20 protein-coding genes are annotated in these 18,460 nt (G+C 43.4%); 16 read left to right on the top strand and 4 right to left on the bottom strand.

Annotated elements, in window-relative coordinates:
* Nucleotides 1-47 precede the first annotated feature (47 nt).
* Nucleotides 48-1,439: an alanine permease AlaP gene (gene alaP / locus V756_RS0110770; protein ID WP_024714680.1), complete on the top strand. Its 1,392-nt coding sequence runs from the start codon at nucleotides 48-50 to the stop codon at nucleotides 1,437-1,439.
* Nucleotides 1,440-1,687: 248 nt separating this feature from the next.
* Here alaP and V756_RS0110765 read toward each other — a convergent pair whose 3' ends face one another.
* Nucleotides 1,688-2,203, bottom strand: coding sequence for a gamma carbonic anhydrase (locus tag V756_RS0110765; protein WP_024714679.1), 516 nt, complete (start codon nucleotides 2,201-2,203; stop codon nucleotides 1,688-1,690).
* A gap of 48 nt (nucleotides 2,204-2,251) precedes the next feature.
* Here V756_RS0110765 and ytpA point away from each other — a divergent pair, with 48 nt between their 5' ends.
* Complete coding sequence (gene ytpA / locus V756_RS0110760; RefSeq protein WP_024714678.1) at nucleotides 2,252-3,031, top strand: phospholipase YtpA; 780 nt, start codon at nucleotides 2,252-2,254, stop codon at nucleotides 3,029-3,031.
* A 20-nt stretch (nucleotides 3,032-3,051) separates the two neighbouring features.
* The gene (tbcS, locus tag V756_RS0110755; protein ID WP_024714677.1) at nucleotides 3,052-4,155 is read left to right on the top strand and encodes a tetraprenyl-beta-curcumene synthase; all 1,104 of its coding nucleotides are present in this window, start codon (nucleotides 3,052-3,054) and stop codon (nucleotides 4,153-4,155) included.
* Here tbcS and mnmM read toward each other — a convergent pair.
* Both mnmM and mnmL read right to left on the bottom strand, forming a co-directional pair.
* Nucleotides 4,145-4,729, bottom strand: a complete 585-nt coding sequence (mnmM, locus tag V756_RS0110750) for a tRNA 5-(aminomethyl)-2-thiouridylate-methyltransferase MnmM (RefSeq protein WP_024714676.1) — start codon at nucleotides 4,727-4,729, stop codon at nucleotides 4,145-4,147. The two genes, tbcS and mnmM, sit on opposite strands and share 11 nt — an antisense overlap.
* The gene (mnmL, locus tag V756_RS0110745) at nucleotides 4,726-5,694 is read right to left on the bottom strand and encodes a tRNA modification radical SAM protein MnmL/YtqA (RefSeq protein ID WP_024714675.1); all 969 of its coding nucleotides are present in this window, start codon (nucleotides 5,692-5,694) and stop codon (nucleotides 4,726-4,728) included. The genes mnmM and mnmL overlap by 4 nt, the downstream gene beginning before the upstream one ends.
* A gap of 161 nt (nucleotides 5,695-5,855) precedes the next feature.
* On the opposite strand from mnmL, the gene V756_RS0110740 reads away from it, so the two are divergent.
* The 12 genes from V756_RS0110740 to V756_RS0110685 all read left to right on the top strand — a co-directional run bounded on the left by V756_RS0110740 (nucleotide 5,856) and on the right by V756_RS0110685 (nucleotide 16,284).
* Nucleotides 5,856-6,128: a YtzC family protein gene (locus tag V756_RS0110740; RefSeq protein WP_024714674.1), complete on the top strand. Its 273-nt coding sequence runs from the start codon at nucleotides 5,856-5,858 to the stop codon at nucleotides 6,126-6,128.
* A 160-nt stretch (nucleotides 6,129-6,288) separates the two neighbouring features.
* Complete coding sequence (locus tag V756_RS1000000123880; RefSeq protein WP_032682082.1) at nucleotides 6,289-6,417, top strand: hypothetical protein; 129 nt, start codon at nucleotides 6,289-6,291, stop codon at nucleotides 6,415-6,417.
* 32 nt (nucleotides 6,418-6,449) lie between these two features.
* Complete coding sequence (gene ytrA / locus V756_RS0110730; protein WP_024714673.1) at nucleotides 6,450-6,842, top strand: GntR family transcriptional regulator YtrA; 393 nt, start codon at nucleotides 6,450-6,452, stop codon at nucleotides 6,840-6,842.
* Nucleotides 6,835-7,713: an ABC transporter ATP-binding protein YtrB gene (gene ytrB / locus V756_RS0110725; protein ID WP_024714672.1), complete on the top strand. Its 879-nt coding sequence runs from the start codon at nucleotides 6,835-6,837 to the stop codon at nucleotides 7,711-7,713. Before ytrA ends, ytrB begins: the two co-directional genes overlap by 8 nt.
* On the top strand, nucleotides 7,707-8,678 hold the full coding sequence (locus V756_RS0110720; protein WP_024714671.1) for an ABC transporter permease: 972 nt from the start codon (nucleotides 7,707-7,709) through the stop codon (nucleotides 8,676-8,678). Before ytrB ends, V756_RS0110720 begins: the two co-directional genes overlap by 7 nt.
* A gap of 31 nt (nucleotides 8,679-8,709) precedes the next feature.
* Nucleotides 8,710-9,687 (top strand): ABC transporter permease YtrD, encoded by a 978-nt coding sequence (ytrD, locus tag V756_RS0110715; RefSeq protein ID WP_024714670.1) that lies wholly within the window; start codon nucleotides 8,710-8,712, stop codon nucleotides 9,685-9,687.
* Nucleotides 9,688-9,701: 14 nt separating this feature from the next.
* Nucleotides 9,702-10,397 (top strand): ABC transporter ATP-binding protein YtrE, encoded by a 696-nt coding sequence (ytrE, locus tag V756_RS0110710; RefSeq protein WP_024714669.1) that lies wholly within the window; start codon nucleotides 9,702-9,704, stop codon nucleotides 10,395-10,397.
* On the top strand, nucleotides 10,387-11,703 hold the full coding sequence (locus tag V756_RS0110705) for an ABC transporter permease (protein WP_024714668.1): 1,317 nt from the start codon (nucleotides 10,387-10,389) through the stop codon (nucleotides 11,701-11,703). The genes ytrE and V756_RS0110705 overlap by 11 nt, the downstream gene beginning before the upstream one ends.
* A 96-nt stretch (nucleotides 11,704-11,799) precedes the next feature.
* A complete protein-coding gene (gene bceR, locus V756_RS0110700) occupies nucleotides 11,800-12,495 on the top strand; it encodes a two-component response regulator BceR (protein WP_024714667.1) in 696 nt (231 codons plus the stop codon).
* The gene (gene bceS, locus V756_RS0110695; protein WP_024714666.1) at nucleotides 12,488-13,492 is read left to right on the top strand and encodes a two-component sensor histidine kinase BceS; all 1,005 of its coding nucleotides are present in this window, start codon (nucleotides 12,488-12,490) and stop codon (nucleotides 13,490-13,492) included. Before bceR ends, bceS begins: the two co-directional genes overlap by 8 nt.
* Before the next feature lie 100 nt (nucleotides 13,493-13,592).
* Nucleotides 13,593-14,354: a bacitracin ABC transporter ATP-binding protein BceA gene (gene bceA, locus V756_RS0110690; protein ID WP_024714665.1), complete on the top strand. Its 762-nt coding sequence runs from the start codon at nucleotides 13,593-13,595 to the stop codon at nucleotides 14,352-14,354.
* Nucleotides 14,344-16,284 carry an ABC transporter permease gene (locus V756_RS0110685; protein ID WP_024714664.1) on the top strand — a complete coding sequence of 647 codons (1,941 nt, stop codon included), beginning with the start codon at nucleotides 14,344-14,346 and terminating at the stop codon, nucleotides 16,282-16,284. Before bceA ends, V756_RS0110685 begins: the two co-directional genes overlap by 11 nt.
* Nucleotides 16,285-16,320: 36 nt before the next feature.
* On the opposite strand, the gene V756_RS0110680 is transcribed toward V756_RS0110685, so the two are convergent.
* Nucleotides 16,321-17,067 (bottom strand): sunset domain-containing protein, encoded by a 747-nt coding sequence (locus V756_RS0110680; RefSeq protein ID WP_024714663.1) that lies wholly within the window; start codon nucleotides 17,065-17,067, stop codon nucleotides 16,321-16,323.
* A gap of 187 nt (nucleotides 17,068-17,254) precedes the next feature.
* Here V756_RS0110680 and V756_RS0110675 point away from each other — a divergent pair, with 187 nt between their 5' ends.
* Nucleotides 17,255-18,448: an MDR family MFS transporter gene (locus V756_RS0110675; protein WP_024714662.1), complete on the top strand. Its 1,194-nt coding sequence runs from the start codon at nucleotides 17,255-17,257 to the stop codon at nucleotides 18,446-18,448.
* The last annotated feature ends 12 nt before the right edge of the window (nucleotides 18,449-18,460 follow it).

The raw sequence follows: 18,460 nt of genomic DNA, 5'->3' as shown, positions 1-18,460 counted from the left end.
TTCAGAAAAGTGATTCATTGATATTTTTTTCAAGAGGAGAAGAAAGCATGCAAAAACAAAAACAAGAGCTGCACCGTGGACTCGAAGAAAGGCATATTTCTTTAATGTCTTTAGGAGCTGCCATAGGAGTTGGATTGTTCCTCGGCTCCGCATCAGCTATTCAATTAGCAGGGCCGGGTATTTTGGCAGCGTACGCCATAAGCGGCCTGATCATGTTTTTTATTATGAGGGCACTTGGAGAAATGGCTATTCAAAAACCGGTGGCTGGCTCTTTCAGCCGTTATGCCCGTGATTATTTGGGACCGCTTGCAGGCTATTTAACTGGTTGGAACTATTGGTTTTTATGGGTAGTAACCTGTATGGCTGAGATTACGGCTGTCGGGATTTATATGGGGTATTGGTTTCCGGACGTGCCAAACTGGATTTGGGCATTATCGGCGCTGGTCATCATGACGGGTGTTAATTTCTTGGCTGTTAAAGCTTACGGAGAGCTGGAGTTTTGGTTTGCTTTGATTAAAATTGTCGCAATCTTATCAATGATTGTTGTCGGTTTATTGATGATCATCGTTGGGATCGGCAATGGAGGCATTGCAACCGGAATCAGCAATTTATGGAGCAACGGAGGATTTTTTCCTCATGGAATGAAAGGGGTTTTATTGTCACTCCAAATGGTGATGTTCGCCTATTTAGGGATCGAAATGATCGGGGTGACGGCCGGTGAGGTGAAAAACCCGCAAAAATCATTAGCAAAAGCAATCGATACAGTATTCTGGCGCATTTTGATTTTTTATGTCGGTGCTTTATTTGTCATTATGTCTATTTACCCTTGGCAGGAAATCGGCTCACAAGGAAGTCCGTTTGTCCTCACATTTGAAAAAGTGGGCATTCCATCGGCTGCAGGCATTATTAACTTTGTCGTCTTGACCGCCGCGCTGTCTTCATGCAACAGCGGCATTTTCAGCACGGGACGGATGCTGTTTAACTTAGCTGAGCAAGAGGAAGCGCCAAAAGCATACGGACAGCTGACAAAAGGCGGCATCCCGGGTAAAGCTGTTCTCGCTTCGGCGGGCGTTTTATTAGTCGGAGTGCTCTTAAACTATGTTGTGCCTGCGAAGGTGTTTACTTGGGTCACAAGCATTGCGACGTTCGGAGCGATTTGGACGTGGGCGATCATTTTGCTTTCTCAAATTAAATACCGAAAAAGCTTGCAGCCTGAAGAAAAGAAACACTTAAAATACAAAATGCCTTTCTTTCCGTTTGCGTCTTATCTGTCATTGGCATTTTTGGCATTTGTCGTTATTCTTATGGCTTACAGTCCAGATACAAGAGTGGCTGTCATTATCGGGCCGGTATGGTTTCTCATCTTACTTGCCATGTATTATGGAAAAGGTTTTCATAAGAAAAATGCGGCTGCTGCCAGCGAACGAAATATAAGCTGACAAAAAGAGCTCCCAGCGGGCTCTTTTTGTGTGAGCACATATAAATCAGGGAGCAGGTAAGAATAGGAATATGTTTTTTGCAGAGGCTGCTTCAGTTGCGTTATGATAAGATAAAAGTCATACGTTTAACGTTACATGTGAACGTTTTATGGAAAAATCAAAACCCGAACTGTCATTCCGTCCGGGTAAACAATGGTTATTGCTTTCAAACATAATTTAAAAAATGGTAAAGTAAGACGAAACAGGTCTTATGTTTGCTGAATTGATTTATAGTATTGGCCCTTTACTACATATTCAGACCGTATTCTTTGCATATCTTGCCGGTCTTCTTCCGTCAAAGGGCGGATGACTTTTGCAGGGCGGCCAAAAGCGAGATGGCCAGGCGGGATGATTTTTCCCGGCGGGACAAGACTGCCGGCACCAATAAAAGCGCCTTCGCCAATTTCGGCTCCGTCTAAGATGATTGAGCCCATGCCGATTAATGCGTTTTTGCGGATAACAGCGCTGTGAAGTGTAACCTGATGGCCTATCGTGGCGTCATCTTCAATGAGAAGCGTCCGGTTCGGGCTTTGATGGAGGCAGCTTAAATCTTGGATATTGACTCTGTTTCCGATCATTGTCGGCGCGACATCTCCCCTTATGACAACAGAAAACCAAATGCTGGATTGTTCTCCAATAACGACATCACCGGTAATGGTTGCATTATCCGCCACAAAAGCTGTTGGGTGGATATCTGGCATGTGTTCCTTATAGGGGTAGATCATAATATTCATCCTTCTTTCTCTATTTAAATTTCGTACGAGGTGAAGAGTATGTGGACCTGGAAAGCAGACAGACCTGTTGCCGTGATTGTGATCATCCACGGGGCTAGTGAATATCACGGAAGATATAAATGGCTGATTGAAATGTGGAGATCTTCGGGCTATCACGTTGTCATGGGCGACTTGCCGGGCCAGGGGACAACGACAAGAGCCAGAGGTCATATTCGCTCATTTCAAGAATACATTGATGAGGTAGATACTTGGATAGATAAAGCGCGAACGTTTGAGCTGCCGGTTTTTCTGCTCGGTCACAGCATGGGAGGTCTGGTCGCGATTGAATGGTTTAAACAGCAAAGAAATCCCCATATTACGGGAATTATTTTATCATCACCGTGTCTCGGGCTGCAAATTAAAGTGAATAAAGCGCTTGATCTTGCATCAAGAGGTTTGAATGTCATCGCCCCGTCGCTGAGGGTTGACTCGGGATTATCAATTGATATGGCGACGCGCAATGAGGACGTCATCGAGGCCGATCAAAATGACTCGTTATACGTCAGAAAAGTATCTGTCAGATGGTACAGAGAGCTGTTAAAAACAATTGAGTCAGCGATGGTGCCGACAGATGCATTTTTAAGAGTGCCGCTTCTGGTGATGCAGGCCGGTGACGACAAACTTGTTGACAAAACGATGGTCATCAAGTGGTTCTCAGGTGTTGCTTCCCGCAATAAAGCGTACAGAGAGTGGGAAGGGCTTTATCATGAAATATTTAATGAACCGGAAAGAGAAGATGTCTTTAAAGCAGCAAGAGCGTTTACTGATCAATATATTTGAACTAGTTGGGGGTGCATGTGTTGACAGTACCGGAACATCCTTTTGGACTGATGGCAAAAGTATATCGAGATATTTTTCCGCTTGTTCATCAAGAGCTGAACGTGTGGAAGCAAAAATCAGAATCCATTCATAACAGCGAATTAAAAGCACAGGCAACCGCGAGTATTCGAGACAAAACGTTCCACTGTGAAGGCGGCGGTATACTGGCCTTGCTGTCAGGCAATCAAAAACAGAAATGCGTCGAATTTATCATCGCGTATCAAACGATCAGCGATTATCTCGATAATCTATGCGACCGCAGCACCTCGCTTGACCCGCAGGATTTTCGAATGCTCCATGCTTCGATGCGGGACGCATTGACAGTAGGGGCGGAACCGCAAAATTATTATCAATTCAGAGAAGAACAGGATGACGGCGGATATTTGCATGAGTTGGTCAAAACGTGCCAGCGTGTACTTGGTTCAATTGAACACTACGGTATGATTAAACCTTATCTGCTCGAACTGTGCGGCTATTATTGCGATTTGCAGGTGCATAAGCACGTCGTTGAGCATGAGCGTGTTCCTCGGCTTGAGAAGTGGTTTACTCAATATGAATCAGAGCTGCCTGAGATGGAATGGTATGAATTTTCCGCTTGTGCAGGCTCGACGTTAGGCATTTTCTGCCTTGTGGCGTATTCGTTCCAGCCTGATTTCACTGAAAACACCGCTGAAAAAATCCGCAATAGTTATTTTCCTTACATACAAGGGCTTCACATTCTGCTTGATTATTTGATTGATCAAGAGGAGGACTTGCTGGAAGGGGACTTGAATTTCTGCTCGTATTATGAGTCGCATGAAGAAATGATGAAGCGGCTTGAACACTTTATCCAAAAAGCCGACGAACATTTACAAGGCATTCCGCATGAAAACTTCCACCGTTTAATTAACCGCGGCTTGCTCGGCGTTTATTTGTCAGATGATAAAGTGGCGGGCCAAAAGGAAATGGGCCGGCTTGCGAAGAAGCTGATCAAAGCAAGCGGAAAAACCTCATTTTTCTTTTATATTAACGGCAGGGCCTATCGGAAATTCCAAAAAATGGCCTGGGTGAAAAATTCAAAGAAAAAAGCTCAAATCATTTGCTGATCTGAGCTTTTTTTTCGATGGCGACAATAAATGGAGGATCATTTTGCTGGTTGATAAATCCGTATGTTAACACGCGGGCTGTTTGCTGATCCAAGTTACGGCAAAAGTCGAGCACGTCGTTTTTCTCAGCTTTGCCTTCCGGGTGGCCGTGATAGACGACCAAAACAATCAGGCCTTCATCTTTCATGATGCTGAGCAGCTGTTCTATAGCTTTGATGGTTGAATGGCCGCTCGTCGTAATCGATTTGTCCCCGCCCGGGAGATACCCGAGGTTAAACACAGCAGCTGCCACTTTGCCGTGTGTTTCCGGCGGAAGAGATTCGGCGATTTTATCATGGCTTTTGTGAAATAATGTTGTTCGCGCTTGATGAGACTCACTGAGTCGTTCCTGTGTATTGGCCACGGCTGATTCTTGGATGTCAAAAGCGTACACATGGCCGTTTTCTCCGACAAGTTCTGCTAAAAACTGCGTATCGTGTCCATTGCCCATCGTTGCATCTACGACGATATCTCCTTCTCCCGCAGCCATTTTCAGCAGTTCCTTACTGTAAGGGAGGATCTTTTTCAAAATCATAACGCTGACTTCTCCTCAACCTGCTGAAACCACTTTCCTTGATGGCTGCCGCGATTTTCAAGCTCTTTATTAATGGCGCCAAGCACTTCCCATTTGTTGACGCTCCACATCGGTCCAATCATCAATTCAATCGGTCCGTCACCTGTAATGCGGTGGACGATCATTTCCGGCGGGATGACCTCAAGCTGATCGCAGACAAGCTGCACATAATCATCTTGAGAAAGGAATTCCAGTTTTCCCTTTTCATATTGCTTGACCATCGGCGTGCCTTTCAAAAGGTGCAGCAGATGGATTTTGATGCCCTGCACGTCCAAATTTGCGACGGCTTTCGCGGTTTCCATCATCATGTCCCGGTCTTCAAGCGGCAGTCCGTTGATAATATGCGAGCAGACACGTATGCCGTGTTTTCTTAATTTATTGACACCCTCTACATAGCAGTCAAAATTATGTGCACGGTTGATCAGAAGAGCCGTCCGTTCATGAACCGTTTGAAGCCCGAGCTCAACCCACAAATACGTGCGTTCATTCAGCTCGGCCAAATAGTCAACGACATCATCAGGCAGACAGTCTGGGCGCGTGGCGATCGAAATGCCAACGACATCATCGAGCGCGAGGACAGATTCGAATTTCTCACGAAGCACCTCAACCGGCGCATGCGTGTTGGTGAAGGCCTGAAAATAGGCGATGTATTTGCCGTCCTTCCATTTTTCGTGCATGCGGTTTTTGATGTCATGGAATTGCGTAATTAAATCATCGGCCCGGTTTCCGGCGAAATCGCCAGAGCCTGCTGCGCTGCAAAATGTACAGCCGCCGTGGGCAACGGTGCCGTCCCGGTTCGGGCAGTCAAAGCCGCCGTCAAGCGCCACTTTAAACACCTTATGGCCGAAATGGTCTCTAAGATGGTAATTCAATGTATGATAGCGTTTTTCCGTATTTGAATAAGGAAAAGGATTATTTTGCATCACAATTCATGTGCCTCCTTGCGTACGATTGCATCCTAAAATTGTAGCACGCATTTCACAAGAGAACAAATGAATATCGACCATAAATTACTTTATTGAACGAAGTCAGATGGGGCTACAATATGAATGATGGATTGTTTCCATTACCAAGAGGAGGGGTTACTGTGGCAACTAGACAATCAGTAGATGAACATCTCCAGCAATGTATGCAGGCGTATGATTATGCTGAAGAGCAGCTGAAAATCGCTTCTAAACAAGAGCATTATAACGATCAGGAGTACAGTGATGCGCAAATGCAGCTTGAAAATGCAGTGAATGCTTTGAATAAGCTGTGGCTGTCGTCAAATGATCAGCAGAGAGAACAGCTGTACAGAACGAGACTTCAGCTTCAGGCTTTGCAAAATAATATGATCCTGCAGCACCCTCTTGATGTGTAAGTCACGGACCCTTTTGATAAGGGTCCGTTTTTTGTGAAAAAAAGGATTGACTTTAAGTGCCAAAGTATTTATTGTATTAAGTGTACTAATTGATGTAATACACTATAGACACTAATAATAGATCAGTCATTTATTTAGCTTCAATTAAAAGGAGGCAGCTATGAAAAATAAAAAGCGAAACCTGCCGATGCTCATTACGGCATCTGTCATCGCCTGTTCATTTTTTCTTGTCCTTGTGATGATCGGTTTTGAATGGCAAAAAAGTGTGATTGACCCATTTTATTTATAAGAGGGCAGATCGTATAGAAAGTAGGGAAGTAAATGATTCAAATCGATCCAAGAAGCTCCACGCCTATTTACGAGCAAATTATTCAGCAGATGAAAGAGCTTTGTTTAAAAGGGATCATGAAGCCAGGTGATAAGCTTCCTTCTGTCAGAGAATTGGCGACGATCATTATCGCGAATCCGAACACTGTCAGCAAAGCGTATAAAGAGCTCGAGCGTGAGGGGATTATTGAAACGCTACGGGGCAGAGGGACCTATATTTCGGGGAATGCACAAACGACTTTGGTTGAAGGGAAGATGACGATGATAAAAGAGCAACTCAAACAGCTCATCATCGATGCCCATTATGCAGGGGTTGAGCTGGAAAAACTGCAGGAATGGATAAAGGAAATCAGCGCTGATGTGAAAGAAGGTCAACAAGATGATTGAATTACGGCAGCTGTCAAAAACGATTGACGGCAATCAAGTATTAAAGGACGTTTCGTTAACAATCGAAAAAGGAGAAATCTTCGGATTGCTTGGCCGTAATGGATCAGGCAAAACGACAATGCTTCGCTTAATCCAGCAAATCATTTTCGCGGACAGCGGGACCGTTTTGTTTGACGGCGTAGAAATCAAAAAGCATCCGAAGGTGAAACAGAATATCATCTACATGCCTGTTCAGAATCCGTTTTACGATAAGTATACATACAAGCAGCTGGTCGATATCCTGAGAAGAATATATCCGAAGTTTGATGTCACGTATGCGAATGAATTGATGAACAGATACGAAATTCCGGAAACGAAAAAATACCGCGAGCTGTCGACAGGCTTGAAAAAACAGCTGTCGCTTGTACTCTCGTTTGCGGCGAGACCGGCGCTGATTCTTCTTGATGAGCCGACGGACGGGATTGACGCGGTGACAAGGCATGATGTGCTTCAGCTGATGGTCGATGAAGTGGCGGAGCGTGATACAAGCATTCTCATCACTTCTCACCGGCTTGAGGATATAGAACGGATGTGCAACCGAATCGGGTTTCTCGAAGACAACAGGCTGACCAATGTAATGGATATGGATGAGTTAAAAGAAGAATATATCAAAATTCAAATGGCTTTTGACACAGATGTCAATTTGGCGATCAGAGAGCAAAACATTCCGATGCTTGATCAGGCCGGCGTGTTTTACACGGTGCTGATACCGAAAAGCGATGAAGAGAAGAAGAGCTTTTTAAAAGAGCTGAAGCCAAAAGTGTGGAACGAGCTTCCTGTCAACTTGGAAGAAGTGTTTATTGCGAAGTTTGGAGGGAAGCGGAGATGGTAGACCGAGGTCTCCTCTATCGAGAGTGGAAGCAGAATCAAGTGGTGATTTTGCTGAGTATTGTGTTTTTAGTGTTTGCAAATCCTTTAATGGTTTATCACAGATATACAAGCAGCCAGGCATGTCTGGCACATTCAGATCCGCAGTATTGTTCTTTTATTTTGAATTACCATATCAGCAGCAACATTCAAATAAATTGGGTGATAGGGATTATATTGGCAGTTTTCTTGATGGGGCTCGAACGTTCGAAAGGTTCGATGGATTTTTTGTTAAGTCTTCCATATACAAGAAGACAAATTTTTCAAACGAAATTTTGGTTAGGCGCTGTTGTTATTGTATTTTCACAATTGATTGGGTTTATATTGGCATGGCTGCTTATTTTAATTTTAAAACCCGAACAGGTAAACTATTTTGAACATGGAAGCATTGGTATGATCATCACAAGCTTTATGTTTTACTCATTAGTAATGGCCGCCGGGACATTAGCTGGGAATGCTTTTGCTCAGTTGTTGACAGCTTTTGCAACGGCGATATTGCCATACTTAATTATCACGTTGCCGATTTATCATATAGGCATCCTTTCAGGGCTTCAAGCTTGGAATTTTTTCTCTTATGAATTTGACCATAAATTGATGGACTTTACACCAATTTTTTATATGGATTCAAGTTGGGTGGAGGAAAGTAAATATTTATTGCTTATTCCTGCAGTGATGAGTATTCTCTTTTATCTCATTGCATCCATCAGTTTTACAAAGCATCACAATGAACGAAATGGGCACTTCTTTTTGTGGAGAACATTGGATCGTCCTATACACATCCTTGTCATTGTGTTAGGTATCCTTAGTTTCGGTTTAATGGGGTATTCTACGGGCAAATCGATAGTGGGTTACATTATCGGAATGATTATCGGGGGAATTGTAGGATTTTTGATCAGCTATTTTTCCATCTATAAAAAAGTAAGACATTAAGAAACGGCTTAGCGTTTGGAGGGACATACAAATGCCGGATTACGGCCTGCTTTATAAAGAGTGGAGGCAAAATAAAGCTCTGTTAGTCAACATCATTTTGGTTTCAATTCTAGGCAATCCTTTATCGATTTTCAATATGTACCTTACCTATCAAGGCTGTGTCACCGGAAAAGAAAATTGGGTCGGTCCCTGCGTATTCAGTGTTGATTACTTAAACGGCACATTCATCTCATTCTTTTGGATTTTGGGTGTCGTTTTGGCGGTCAGCCAGCTTGGGATTGAACGAAGCAAGGGCTTGTTTGATTTTACTTTAAGCCTTCCATATACACGCGGGCAGATATTTAATGCAAAGTTTATGCTCGGCGGAATGGTGATTGTGGTGCCGCAGCTCATAGGTTATATTTTATCCTTGTTGCTGATCATGCTTTTGAAGCCTGATCAGGCCGTTTATTATCACCACTACAGTCTAGGAATGATCATTGTCAGTTTGCTGGCTTATTCTTTGATTATGGCTGGCGGAGCTCTGACGGGCCATATTTTTGCACAGCTTTTGGTCTCATTTACCGTCGCCATTTCGCCGTTTTTACTCATCGGCCTGCCTGCGCTCAACCTCGAGATCCTTTTTGGCGGATCAATAGAGTTTATTCATGGTCCGGTATCCAAATGGGCGCAGTACTTAATTCCAATAACCTTTGTAGATTCGAAATGGGTTGAGAATTCACCACAGTATTTAGTGAGTCCAGCTATCATGACTATCATCTTCTACATCATCGGCTATATTAGTTTTGTCAAACTGTCTAATGAAAGAAACGGGTTTTTCTTCTTATGGAAGCCGCTTGACCGACCGGTGCAGATCATTGTTATTATCATAGGAATCATGGGCTTTGGGTACTTTGGATTTTCTGCCAGCGAGAGCTTTGCAGGCTATCTCATTGGCATGGCTGCAGGCGCGGTAATCGGTTTCTTGATCAGCTATTTTGCAATTTATAAAAAAACGAAACTTTTGTAAGGGAGAGAGAAAATATGATTGATGTTCAGCATATCGACCATTCTTTCACGATCGGAAAAAAAGGCCGTGAGAATGAAGTTCCAGTATTGAAGGATGTTTCATTAAGCGTGGCGAAAGGGGAAATTGCCTGTATTGTCGGGCGAAGCGGCTCAGGAAAATCAACGCTTCTGAATTTAATTTCCGGCTACATCTCGCCGACAAAAGGGCGGATTGTCATTAATGGCACTGATGTGACAGGCTTTAATGAAAAGGAATGGGCCCAGTTTCGGCTTGACCATTTCGGGTTTATTTTTCAAAGCTTTCAGCTCATCCCGGGGCTAACGACGTATGAGAATGTTGAAATGCCGCTGGCGTTAAAAGGGATGAAACCATCCGAACGCAAGCAAAAGGTGCAGGACATGCTCAAACGCGTCGGTCTGGAAAATCACGCCGCTCATTATCCGAATGAACTGTCAGGCGGCCAGCAGCAGCGTGTCAGTATTGCGCGAGCGTTGATTTTAAATCCATCTATTATTTTAGCGGATGAGCCGACGGGAAGCCTTGATTCAGAAACGGAACAGGAAGTACTGGATTTGATCCAGCAGCTGAATCGCGAGCGGGGCATTACATTTGTGATCATCACTCACGATGATGAGGTCGCTTCTATCGGACATTCAAAATTTCAGCTTCATGACGGTGTGTTAAAAGGGGGAATTACCGATGAGGTTTAAAGATCAGGTTCATTTTATCAGAAGAAATATGAAGAAAAACAGGCTCCGCGTCTTTATGACGATTCTTGCGACAACAATGGCATGTGCGTTTTTGGTGGTGCTGTCGTCGGTTGGATTTGGGATTCAAAAGACGATTACAGATATGACGATGAGCCAGCAGGTTGTAACAGAAATCCAGGTGTACGGAAAATCAGATGGGAAAGATGTTAAAAAGGCTGATTTAGAGAAATATGACAATGTAAAAGCAGTGGTGGAAAGAACGACGGTAAACGAACCGGTTAAAGCGAAACTCGGGGATCGAACCAATACGAATTCCACTTTGGTTTTCACAAATATGGACGATGAATTAAAATCGAATATGGAGCTGGAAAAAGGACGCACTGCAAAGTCAGAAAACGAAATTGTAGTAGGATACAATTTTGCTAAGTATTTATGGACGAAAAAAGATTCCGAAGATTACGAAAAAGAAATCAGCAAATCCCAAGTGAATTATGATGAAATCAAACAGCCAAAAGGGTTTACAAAAGATGTGCTGAATAAAACGATTCAGCTCAATGTCTCTAAAACAAATGATGAAACCGGCAAAGTTGACGGAGAAAAGTCGTACGATTTTAAAATTGTCGGTATTACGAAGAAACCGAATACAGATTGGCAGGAAGATAACAGCATTTTTGTGAGCAACAGCTTCAAGCGCGATTTTTCGAAGTTTCTTGATTTATCAAAAGACAGCAGCTCTGTTGAAAAAAGCACAAAAGTGTATGCAGACAAGTTTGATCATGTTGAACAGCTGTCAAATGATTTGATGGATGACGGTTATCAGGTCATGTCCGTGACAACACAGCTAAAAGGAGCCAATACCTTCTTCTTGGTCTTCAAAATCGGACTGATCTTTGTCGGATGTATCGCCGTTATCATTTCTGCAATCGGTATTTTTAACACGATGACGATGGCGGTAACAGAAAGAACGCAGGAAATCGGGATTATGAAGGCGATTGGGGCGAGTCCGTCGATCATTCGCCGTATGTTCTTGATGGAAAGCGCGTATATCGGGATTTTAGGCTGTGTCATTGGAATTATCATTTCTTACGGCGTGAGCTACCTTGTCAACCTGGTTGTTCCGATGATTCTCGCGGCGACTAGCGGAAGTGATGCGGGTGATTTGAATTACACATTCTCCTACATTCCTCTGAGCCTTGTCGTAATTGCCGTTGTGATTTGCGGAGGGGTTGCGGTGCTTTCCGGAATGAACCCGGCGAGAAAAGCGACGAAAACCAACGTGCTGACAGCGTTGAGAAGAGAATTATAATATGTAAAAGCCGGCTGAGCAAGCCGGCTTTCTCTATAGCGCAGGATGGCGTTTTGCTATACACTTGATAAAAAAGGAAAAAGTGCGGTGAGTCGATTGTTTAAACTTTTGCTGATTGAAGATGATGAATCGCTGTTTCACGAAATCAAGGATCGTTTAACAGGATGGTCCTATGATGTATACGGCATTCAGGATTTCAGTCAAGTGCTGCAGGAATTTGCAGCGGTTCAGCCTGATTGCGTCATTATTGATGTCCAGCTGCCTAAATTTGACGGGTTTCATTGGTGCCGGCTGATCCGCTCCCGGTCAAATGTGCCGATTCTCTTTTTATCCTCCCGGGATCACCCTGCTGATATGGTGATGTCCATGCAGCTGGGGGCAGATGATTTTATTCAAAAACCGTTTCACTTTGATGTGCTGATAGCGAAAATCCAAGCGATTTTCCGGCGCGTGTATCATTATAATACGGAGCCGAGCGCGATCAAAACGTGGTGCGGCGCGGCCATAGACGCGGAACAGAACCTCGTCAGCAATGGCAACGGTTCTGTTGAACTGACTAAAAATGAAATGTTCATTCTCAAACAGCTAATAGAACAAAAAAACAAGATTGTCAGCCGGGAAGAGCTGATTAGAAGCTTGTGGAACGATGAGCGTTTTGTGAGTGATAATACGCTGACCGTCAATGTCAATCGCCTGCGAAAAAAACTGGATGCCCTGCAGCTTGGCGCATATATCGAGACGAAGGTCGGCCAAGGCTACATGGCGAAGGAAGAGGATCATTTCTATGATTAAGGCATTTCTCATTGAAAGGCGAAGCTGGATTGCCACGTTTTTGTTTCAGCAGGCTTTGATTTTGTCCATTGCTTTTGTTGCTCCTTCCATCTCATTTGAAAATGTGCTTTATATGGTGTATTTGTGTGTGCTGTTTTTTATCATATTCCTTTGGGTCCGCTATCGGAAAGAAACGGCGTTTTATAAAAGCCTGAAAACATGGGAGAACAATCTTGATGTAACAGCGATAAGTGAACCGGAAACGCCGTTTGAATCAATGGTTGAAAGAAGCATTACCGGGCAAACGGAACACTTGAAGCAGACTGCTGATCGGCATCGCTTAGCATTGGAAAATGAAAAAGATGAACTGATGGCATGGATCCATGAGGTTAAAACCCCATTAACAGCAATGCATTTACTCATAGATAGAATGGAGGATCAAGCGTTAAAATCTCAGTTGTCATATGAATGGCTGCGTATTCACCTGCTTCTTGATCAGCAGCTTCATCAAAAACGCATCTCATTTATTGAAAACGACCTGTCTGTAGAGCGCATACAGCTCCGGCCTTTAATCTTTAAGGAAATCAAAGATTTACAATCGTGGTGCATTCAGAAAGGGCTCGGCTTTGATATTCAGCTGGAGGCAGAGGAAGTGCTGAGTGATGCAAAATGGCTGGCGTTTATCATCAGGCAGCTGCTGACAAACGCGGTGAAATACAGCGAAGCCTATGACATTGAGATCAAAAGCTTTCAAAAAGGGGAACAGACGCAGCTCGAAGTGAAAGACTTTGGCAGGGGCATTGAACAAAAAGATGTGCCGCGTATTTTTGAGAAAGGATTCACCTCCACAACAGACCACCATGATCAAGCGTCCACAGGCATGGGGCTGTACTTGGCGAAAAAAGCAGCGGCGCCGTTATTAATCCATATTGATGTGCATTCGGAGTTCGGTGCAGGGACAGTTTTTACATTAACCTTTCCAAAACGGAATCAATTTGAACGTGTCATAAGCGTGTGACGAAAATGTCACATGCTTTTCTTTTTTGTTCGCCCAATCGAAGGAAAAGCCCGGCATTCCTTTTTATAATGAGATTATCCAATATAAAGGAGACTGCAAAATGATGATTTTAGAAGCAAATAAAATTCGAAAAAGCTATGGAAACAAGCTGAATAAACACGAGGTGCTGAAAGGCATCGATATTCACATTGAAAAGGGCGAATTTGTCAGTATCATGGGTGCTTCCGGATCGGGCAAAACCACTTTGCTTAATGTACTGTCTTCGATTGATCAGGTGAGTCATGGAACGATCAACATTAACGGAAACGAAATGACTGCTATGAAGGAAAAGCAGCTGGCTGAATTTAGAAAGCAGCATTTAGGCTTTATCTTTCAAGATTACAATTTGTTAGACACATTGACAGTGAAAGAAAATATCCTTTTGCCGCTATCGATCACGAAAATATCAAAAAAGGACGCCAATCGCAGATTTGAGGAAGTTGCAAAAGAGCTGGGGATTTATGAATTGCGAGATAAGTACCCGAATGAAATATCCGGCGGCCAGAAGCAGAGAACATCGGCCGGGAGAGCGTTTATTCATGACCCGAGCATTATTTTCGCTGATGAACCGACCGGCGCGCTCGATTCGAAATCAGCCTCTGATTTGTTAAACAAGCTGAGCCAGCTCAATCAAAAACGCAGCGCCACGATTATTATGGTCACTCACGATCCGGTCGCGGCCAGCTACTGCGGCAGAGTCATTTTTATTAAGGACGGGCAAATGTATACCCAGCTGAATAAAGGAGGCCAAGACAGGCAGACGTTTTTCCAGGATATCATGAAAACGCAAGGCGTGCTGGGCGGGGTGCAGCATGAACATTAATCAGCTCATTCTGCGAAATCTGAAAAAGAATCTTCGGAATTACTATCTGTATGTGTTTGCGTTAATTTTTAGCGTGGCGCTTTATTTCGCCTTTGTCACGCTCCAATATGATCCTGCGATTGACGAAGTAAAGGCTTCAATCAAGGGAGCCGCGGCCATTAAAGCCGCTTCGATTTTGCTTGTCGCTGTAGTGACGATTTTTATTTTATATGCAAATACGATATTTATTAAAAGACGGAGTAAAGAAATCGGGCTGTTTCAATTAATCGGAATGACGAAGCATAAAATCTTCCGCATCTTAAGTGCAGAAAATATCATGCTGTATTTCGGCTCTTTAGCCATTGGGGTAGTGGCAGGGTTTTCAATATCAAAGCTTGTGCTCATGATCCTGTTTAAAATTGTCGATGTCGAAACTGAGGCGAAGCTGCATTTTTCTGAGCAAGCCTTGATTCAAACGATTATTGTGTTCTGCGGCATTTACCTCTTGATCATGATGATGAATTATATGTTTATCAAAAAACAAAGTATTTTATCTTTATTTAAAGTGGCGTCTTCCACTGAAGATAAGGTGAAGAGAATATCATTTTTCCAAATGCTGATCGGCGCTTTAGGCATCGTGCTGATTTTGACAGGATACTATGTGTCTTCTGAGCTGTTTGGCGGAAAATTTAAGACCATGAACGAACTGTTTGGCGCGATGAGCTTTATCTTGGGGACTGTTATTATTGGGACGTTTCTCTTTTATAAAGGATCGGTCACATTTATCTCAAACATCATTCGAAAAAGCAAGGGCGGCTACTTAAATATTACAGAAGTACTGTCACTGTCATCGATCATGTTCAGAATGAAATCGAACGCGTTGCTGCTGACGATAATTACAACCGTTTCAGCGCTCGCCATCGGGCTGCTGTCACTCGCTTATATTTCGTATTACTCGGCAGAAAAAACCGCCGAACAAAGTGTAGCGGCTGATTTTTCATTCATGAATGAGAAGGATGCCAAACAATTTGAAAGCAGTTTGAGTGAAAGTAACATTTCGTATGTGAAAAAAGAAACTCCTGTCCTGCAAGCGGCTTTTGATGTCACAAATATCATGGATGGAAACCCGAAAGAATTGCAGGGGGACCCTAGTAAATTACAGCTTGCTGTTGTAAGCGACAAAGATGTAAACGGAGTCGATGTGGCGGCTGGGGAGGCGGTGTTCTCAGGATACACCGACTTGCTGCAAAAAATACTGATTTTAAAAGACTCCGGCAGCATAAAAGTGAAAAGCAGGCATGAAACGCAGCCATTACACTATAAAGGATTAAGAGATGAGTTTCTTGTATCCTACACGTTTACAGGCGGGGGAATGCCCGCAGTTATAGTGGATGACAGCTTGTATAAACGGCTCAACAAAGATAAAGACCCCCGCATTCAGCTCGCGCAGTCTGAATTTATCGGCATTAATGTGAAACAGGAGGACCAGCTTGAAAAAGCAAATGAGCTTTTTCAAAAGGTGAACAAGAAAGATCAGCATTTATCAAGACTGGATACAGGCATCGCGCAAAAGTCACTGTTTGGTCTCGCGATGTTCATCGTCGGCTTCTTAGGATTAACGTTCCTGATTACATCAGGCTGTATCCTTTATTTTAAACAAATGGGTGAAAGTGAAGATGAAAAACCAAATTATACGATTTTGAGAAAACTTGGCTTTACGCGGGACGACCTGATAAAAGGGATACGCATCAAACAAATGTACAACTTCGGCATTCCGCTGGTTGTCGGCCTCTTCCACAGCTACTTTGCCGTTCAATCCGGCTGGTTCCTATTCGGGTCAGAGGTGTGGACGCCGATGATTGTGGTAATGGTGTTATATACTGGGCTCTACTCCATCTTCGGTTTTCTGTCTGTTCTTTATTATAAGAAGGTGATTAAATCATCGTTGTGAAACAGCAAAAGCTCCAGAGATTCTGGAGCTTTTTGTTTATCGTTTTGGCGCCCGGTAACCGGCGGCTTCAGCTTCCTCAACTGAGCAAAACATTTCAGCCGGATCAGTTGTCCTGTCGTAGTATGTACTGCCTGGCGTATGGTAGATGCCGTTTTTGCTTCCTTTAATATTACAGCCTTCTGCTGTGTCAGCTGCTTTGGCTTCATCAGCTTGATTGGTATGGCTTGAAGAACTTCCAGTGTCTTCATAAGAACTTGCGGTATGGCTTTTCGCCTCTTTTAATTGCTTTTCAAGCTTTGTTTTATCTTGTCGCAGTGTTTCATTTTCAGCCTTTGCGGTTTTTGTATCTTCTTTCAGCTGTTTTTGATTGTCTTGGAGCTCTTTCATTTCAGCTTTTAATGATTTCTGCGTCTTTTTTAGTTCGCTATTCTCTTTTTCAAGCTGCTTCAGCTTGTCTTGATCTTCTGTGCCGTCTTTTAATGTCTTTGCTTCAATGCTGACAGATTTGTATTCTTTTTCAAGTGCTTCATGCTCTTTTGTGAGACTTTGATATTCGGCGTTTAACGCTGAATATTTTTTCTCCGCATTTGCAGCATCATCATCAGGCTCTGACAGTCCTGCTCCGGTGAAGAGCAGCACCAGGCCTCCTATCAAAAGCGGCCAAAAAAGTTTCTTAGAAAAACGTTTTTCTTTTTTCAGCACATATCTGACGAGGTGATACAATCCATAGCTAAGCGAAATGAGACATGCAAGAAAACCTAAGAATGCTAATGCCATTTCCATAAAATGACCCCTTTTCTATTTATTTTACATTTTTCGAACAATATGTGTTAGATTTTTTTATGCTCATCAGTTGAAAAATGTGAGGTAGACAGATAGAATGAATGTGCTATGATCACTCGATTCGTACGGAGCCGTTTTAGGTTTCGTTTTTTTCATGAGTTTTTTTAGGTAAGAAAGGGGGATGAGTATGCCGCGTGCTCTTAAAATTTTAATCATTGGAATGTTTATTAATGTGACGGGGGCTTCTTTTTTATGGCCGCTGAATACGATTTATATTCATAATCATTTAGGAAAGTCATTAACAGTAGCCGGGCTTGTTCTGATGCTGAATTCCGGCGCCAGTGTGGCTGGTAATTTATGCGGCGGTTTTTTGTTTGATAAAATCGGCGGCTTTAAATCGATTATGCTTGGGATTGCGATTACGTTAGCAAGTTTGATGGGTCTTGTCTTTTTCCATGATTGGCCTGCCTATATTGCACTGCTGACGGTTGTGGGTTTTGGATCCGGTGTTGTTTTTCCGGCCAGCTATGCAATGGCTGGGGCAGTGTGGCCTGAAGGGGGAAGGAAGGCATTTAATGCGATCTATGTCGCGCAAAACGCGGGGGTGGCCGTCGGCTCAGCTCTTGGCGGTGTCGTGGCGTCTTTCTCGTTTTCCTACGTATTTATGGCGAATGCCGTATTGTATCTGATCTTTTTCTTTATCGTATATTTCGGCTTTCGAAATATTCAGACGAAGGATGCGTCTCAAACATCCGTGCTTGATTATGATGCTGTGAACGGCAAAGCGAAATTTGCCGCGCTGATCATATTAAGCAGCGGCTATGTACTAGGCTGGCTTGCTTATTCTCAATGGTCTACCACGATTGCTTCGTACACGCAAAGCATGGGAATATCTCTTTCCTTATACAGCGTGCTGTGGACAATTAACGGAATTTTAATTGTGATTGGCCAGCCGTTTGTCAGCTTTGTGGTAAAAAAATGGGCGGAGTCGCTGAAAGCGCAATTGGTCATCGGTTTTATCATTTTTATACTGTCCTACAGCATGCTGCTGACGGCAAAGCACTTCCCGATGTTTCTGGCTGCCATGGTGATTCTGACTATCGGAGAAATGCTTGTTTGGCCAGCGGTGCCGACGATTGCCAATCAGCTTGCGCCTAAGGGGAAAGAAGGCTTTTATCAAGGCTTTGTCAACAGCGCGGCGACAGGCGGCAGAATGATTGGTCCGTTATTCGGCGGTTTGCTTGTCGATCATTTTGGCATCCGGGCTCTTGTTTTATCTCTATTGGTTTTGCTGCTGATCAGTATTGCCACAACGCTTTTATACGACAAACGGATAAAACCGGCAAAAGAAACAAATAAGCAAGCATCAATCTCTTCATAATAAAAGATCCCG

This window comes from Bacillus tequilensis KCTC 13622, assembly GCF_000507145.1.
Lineage (GTDB): Bacteria > Bacillota > Bacilli > Bacillales > Bacillaceae > Bacillus > Bacillus tequilensis.
The sequence above is the reverse complement of the archived record's forward strand: the minus strand, read 5'-3'. Positions and strand labels throughout refer to the sequence as shown.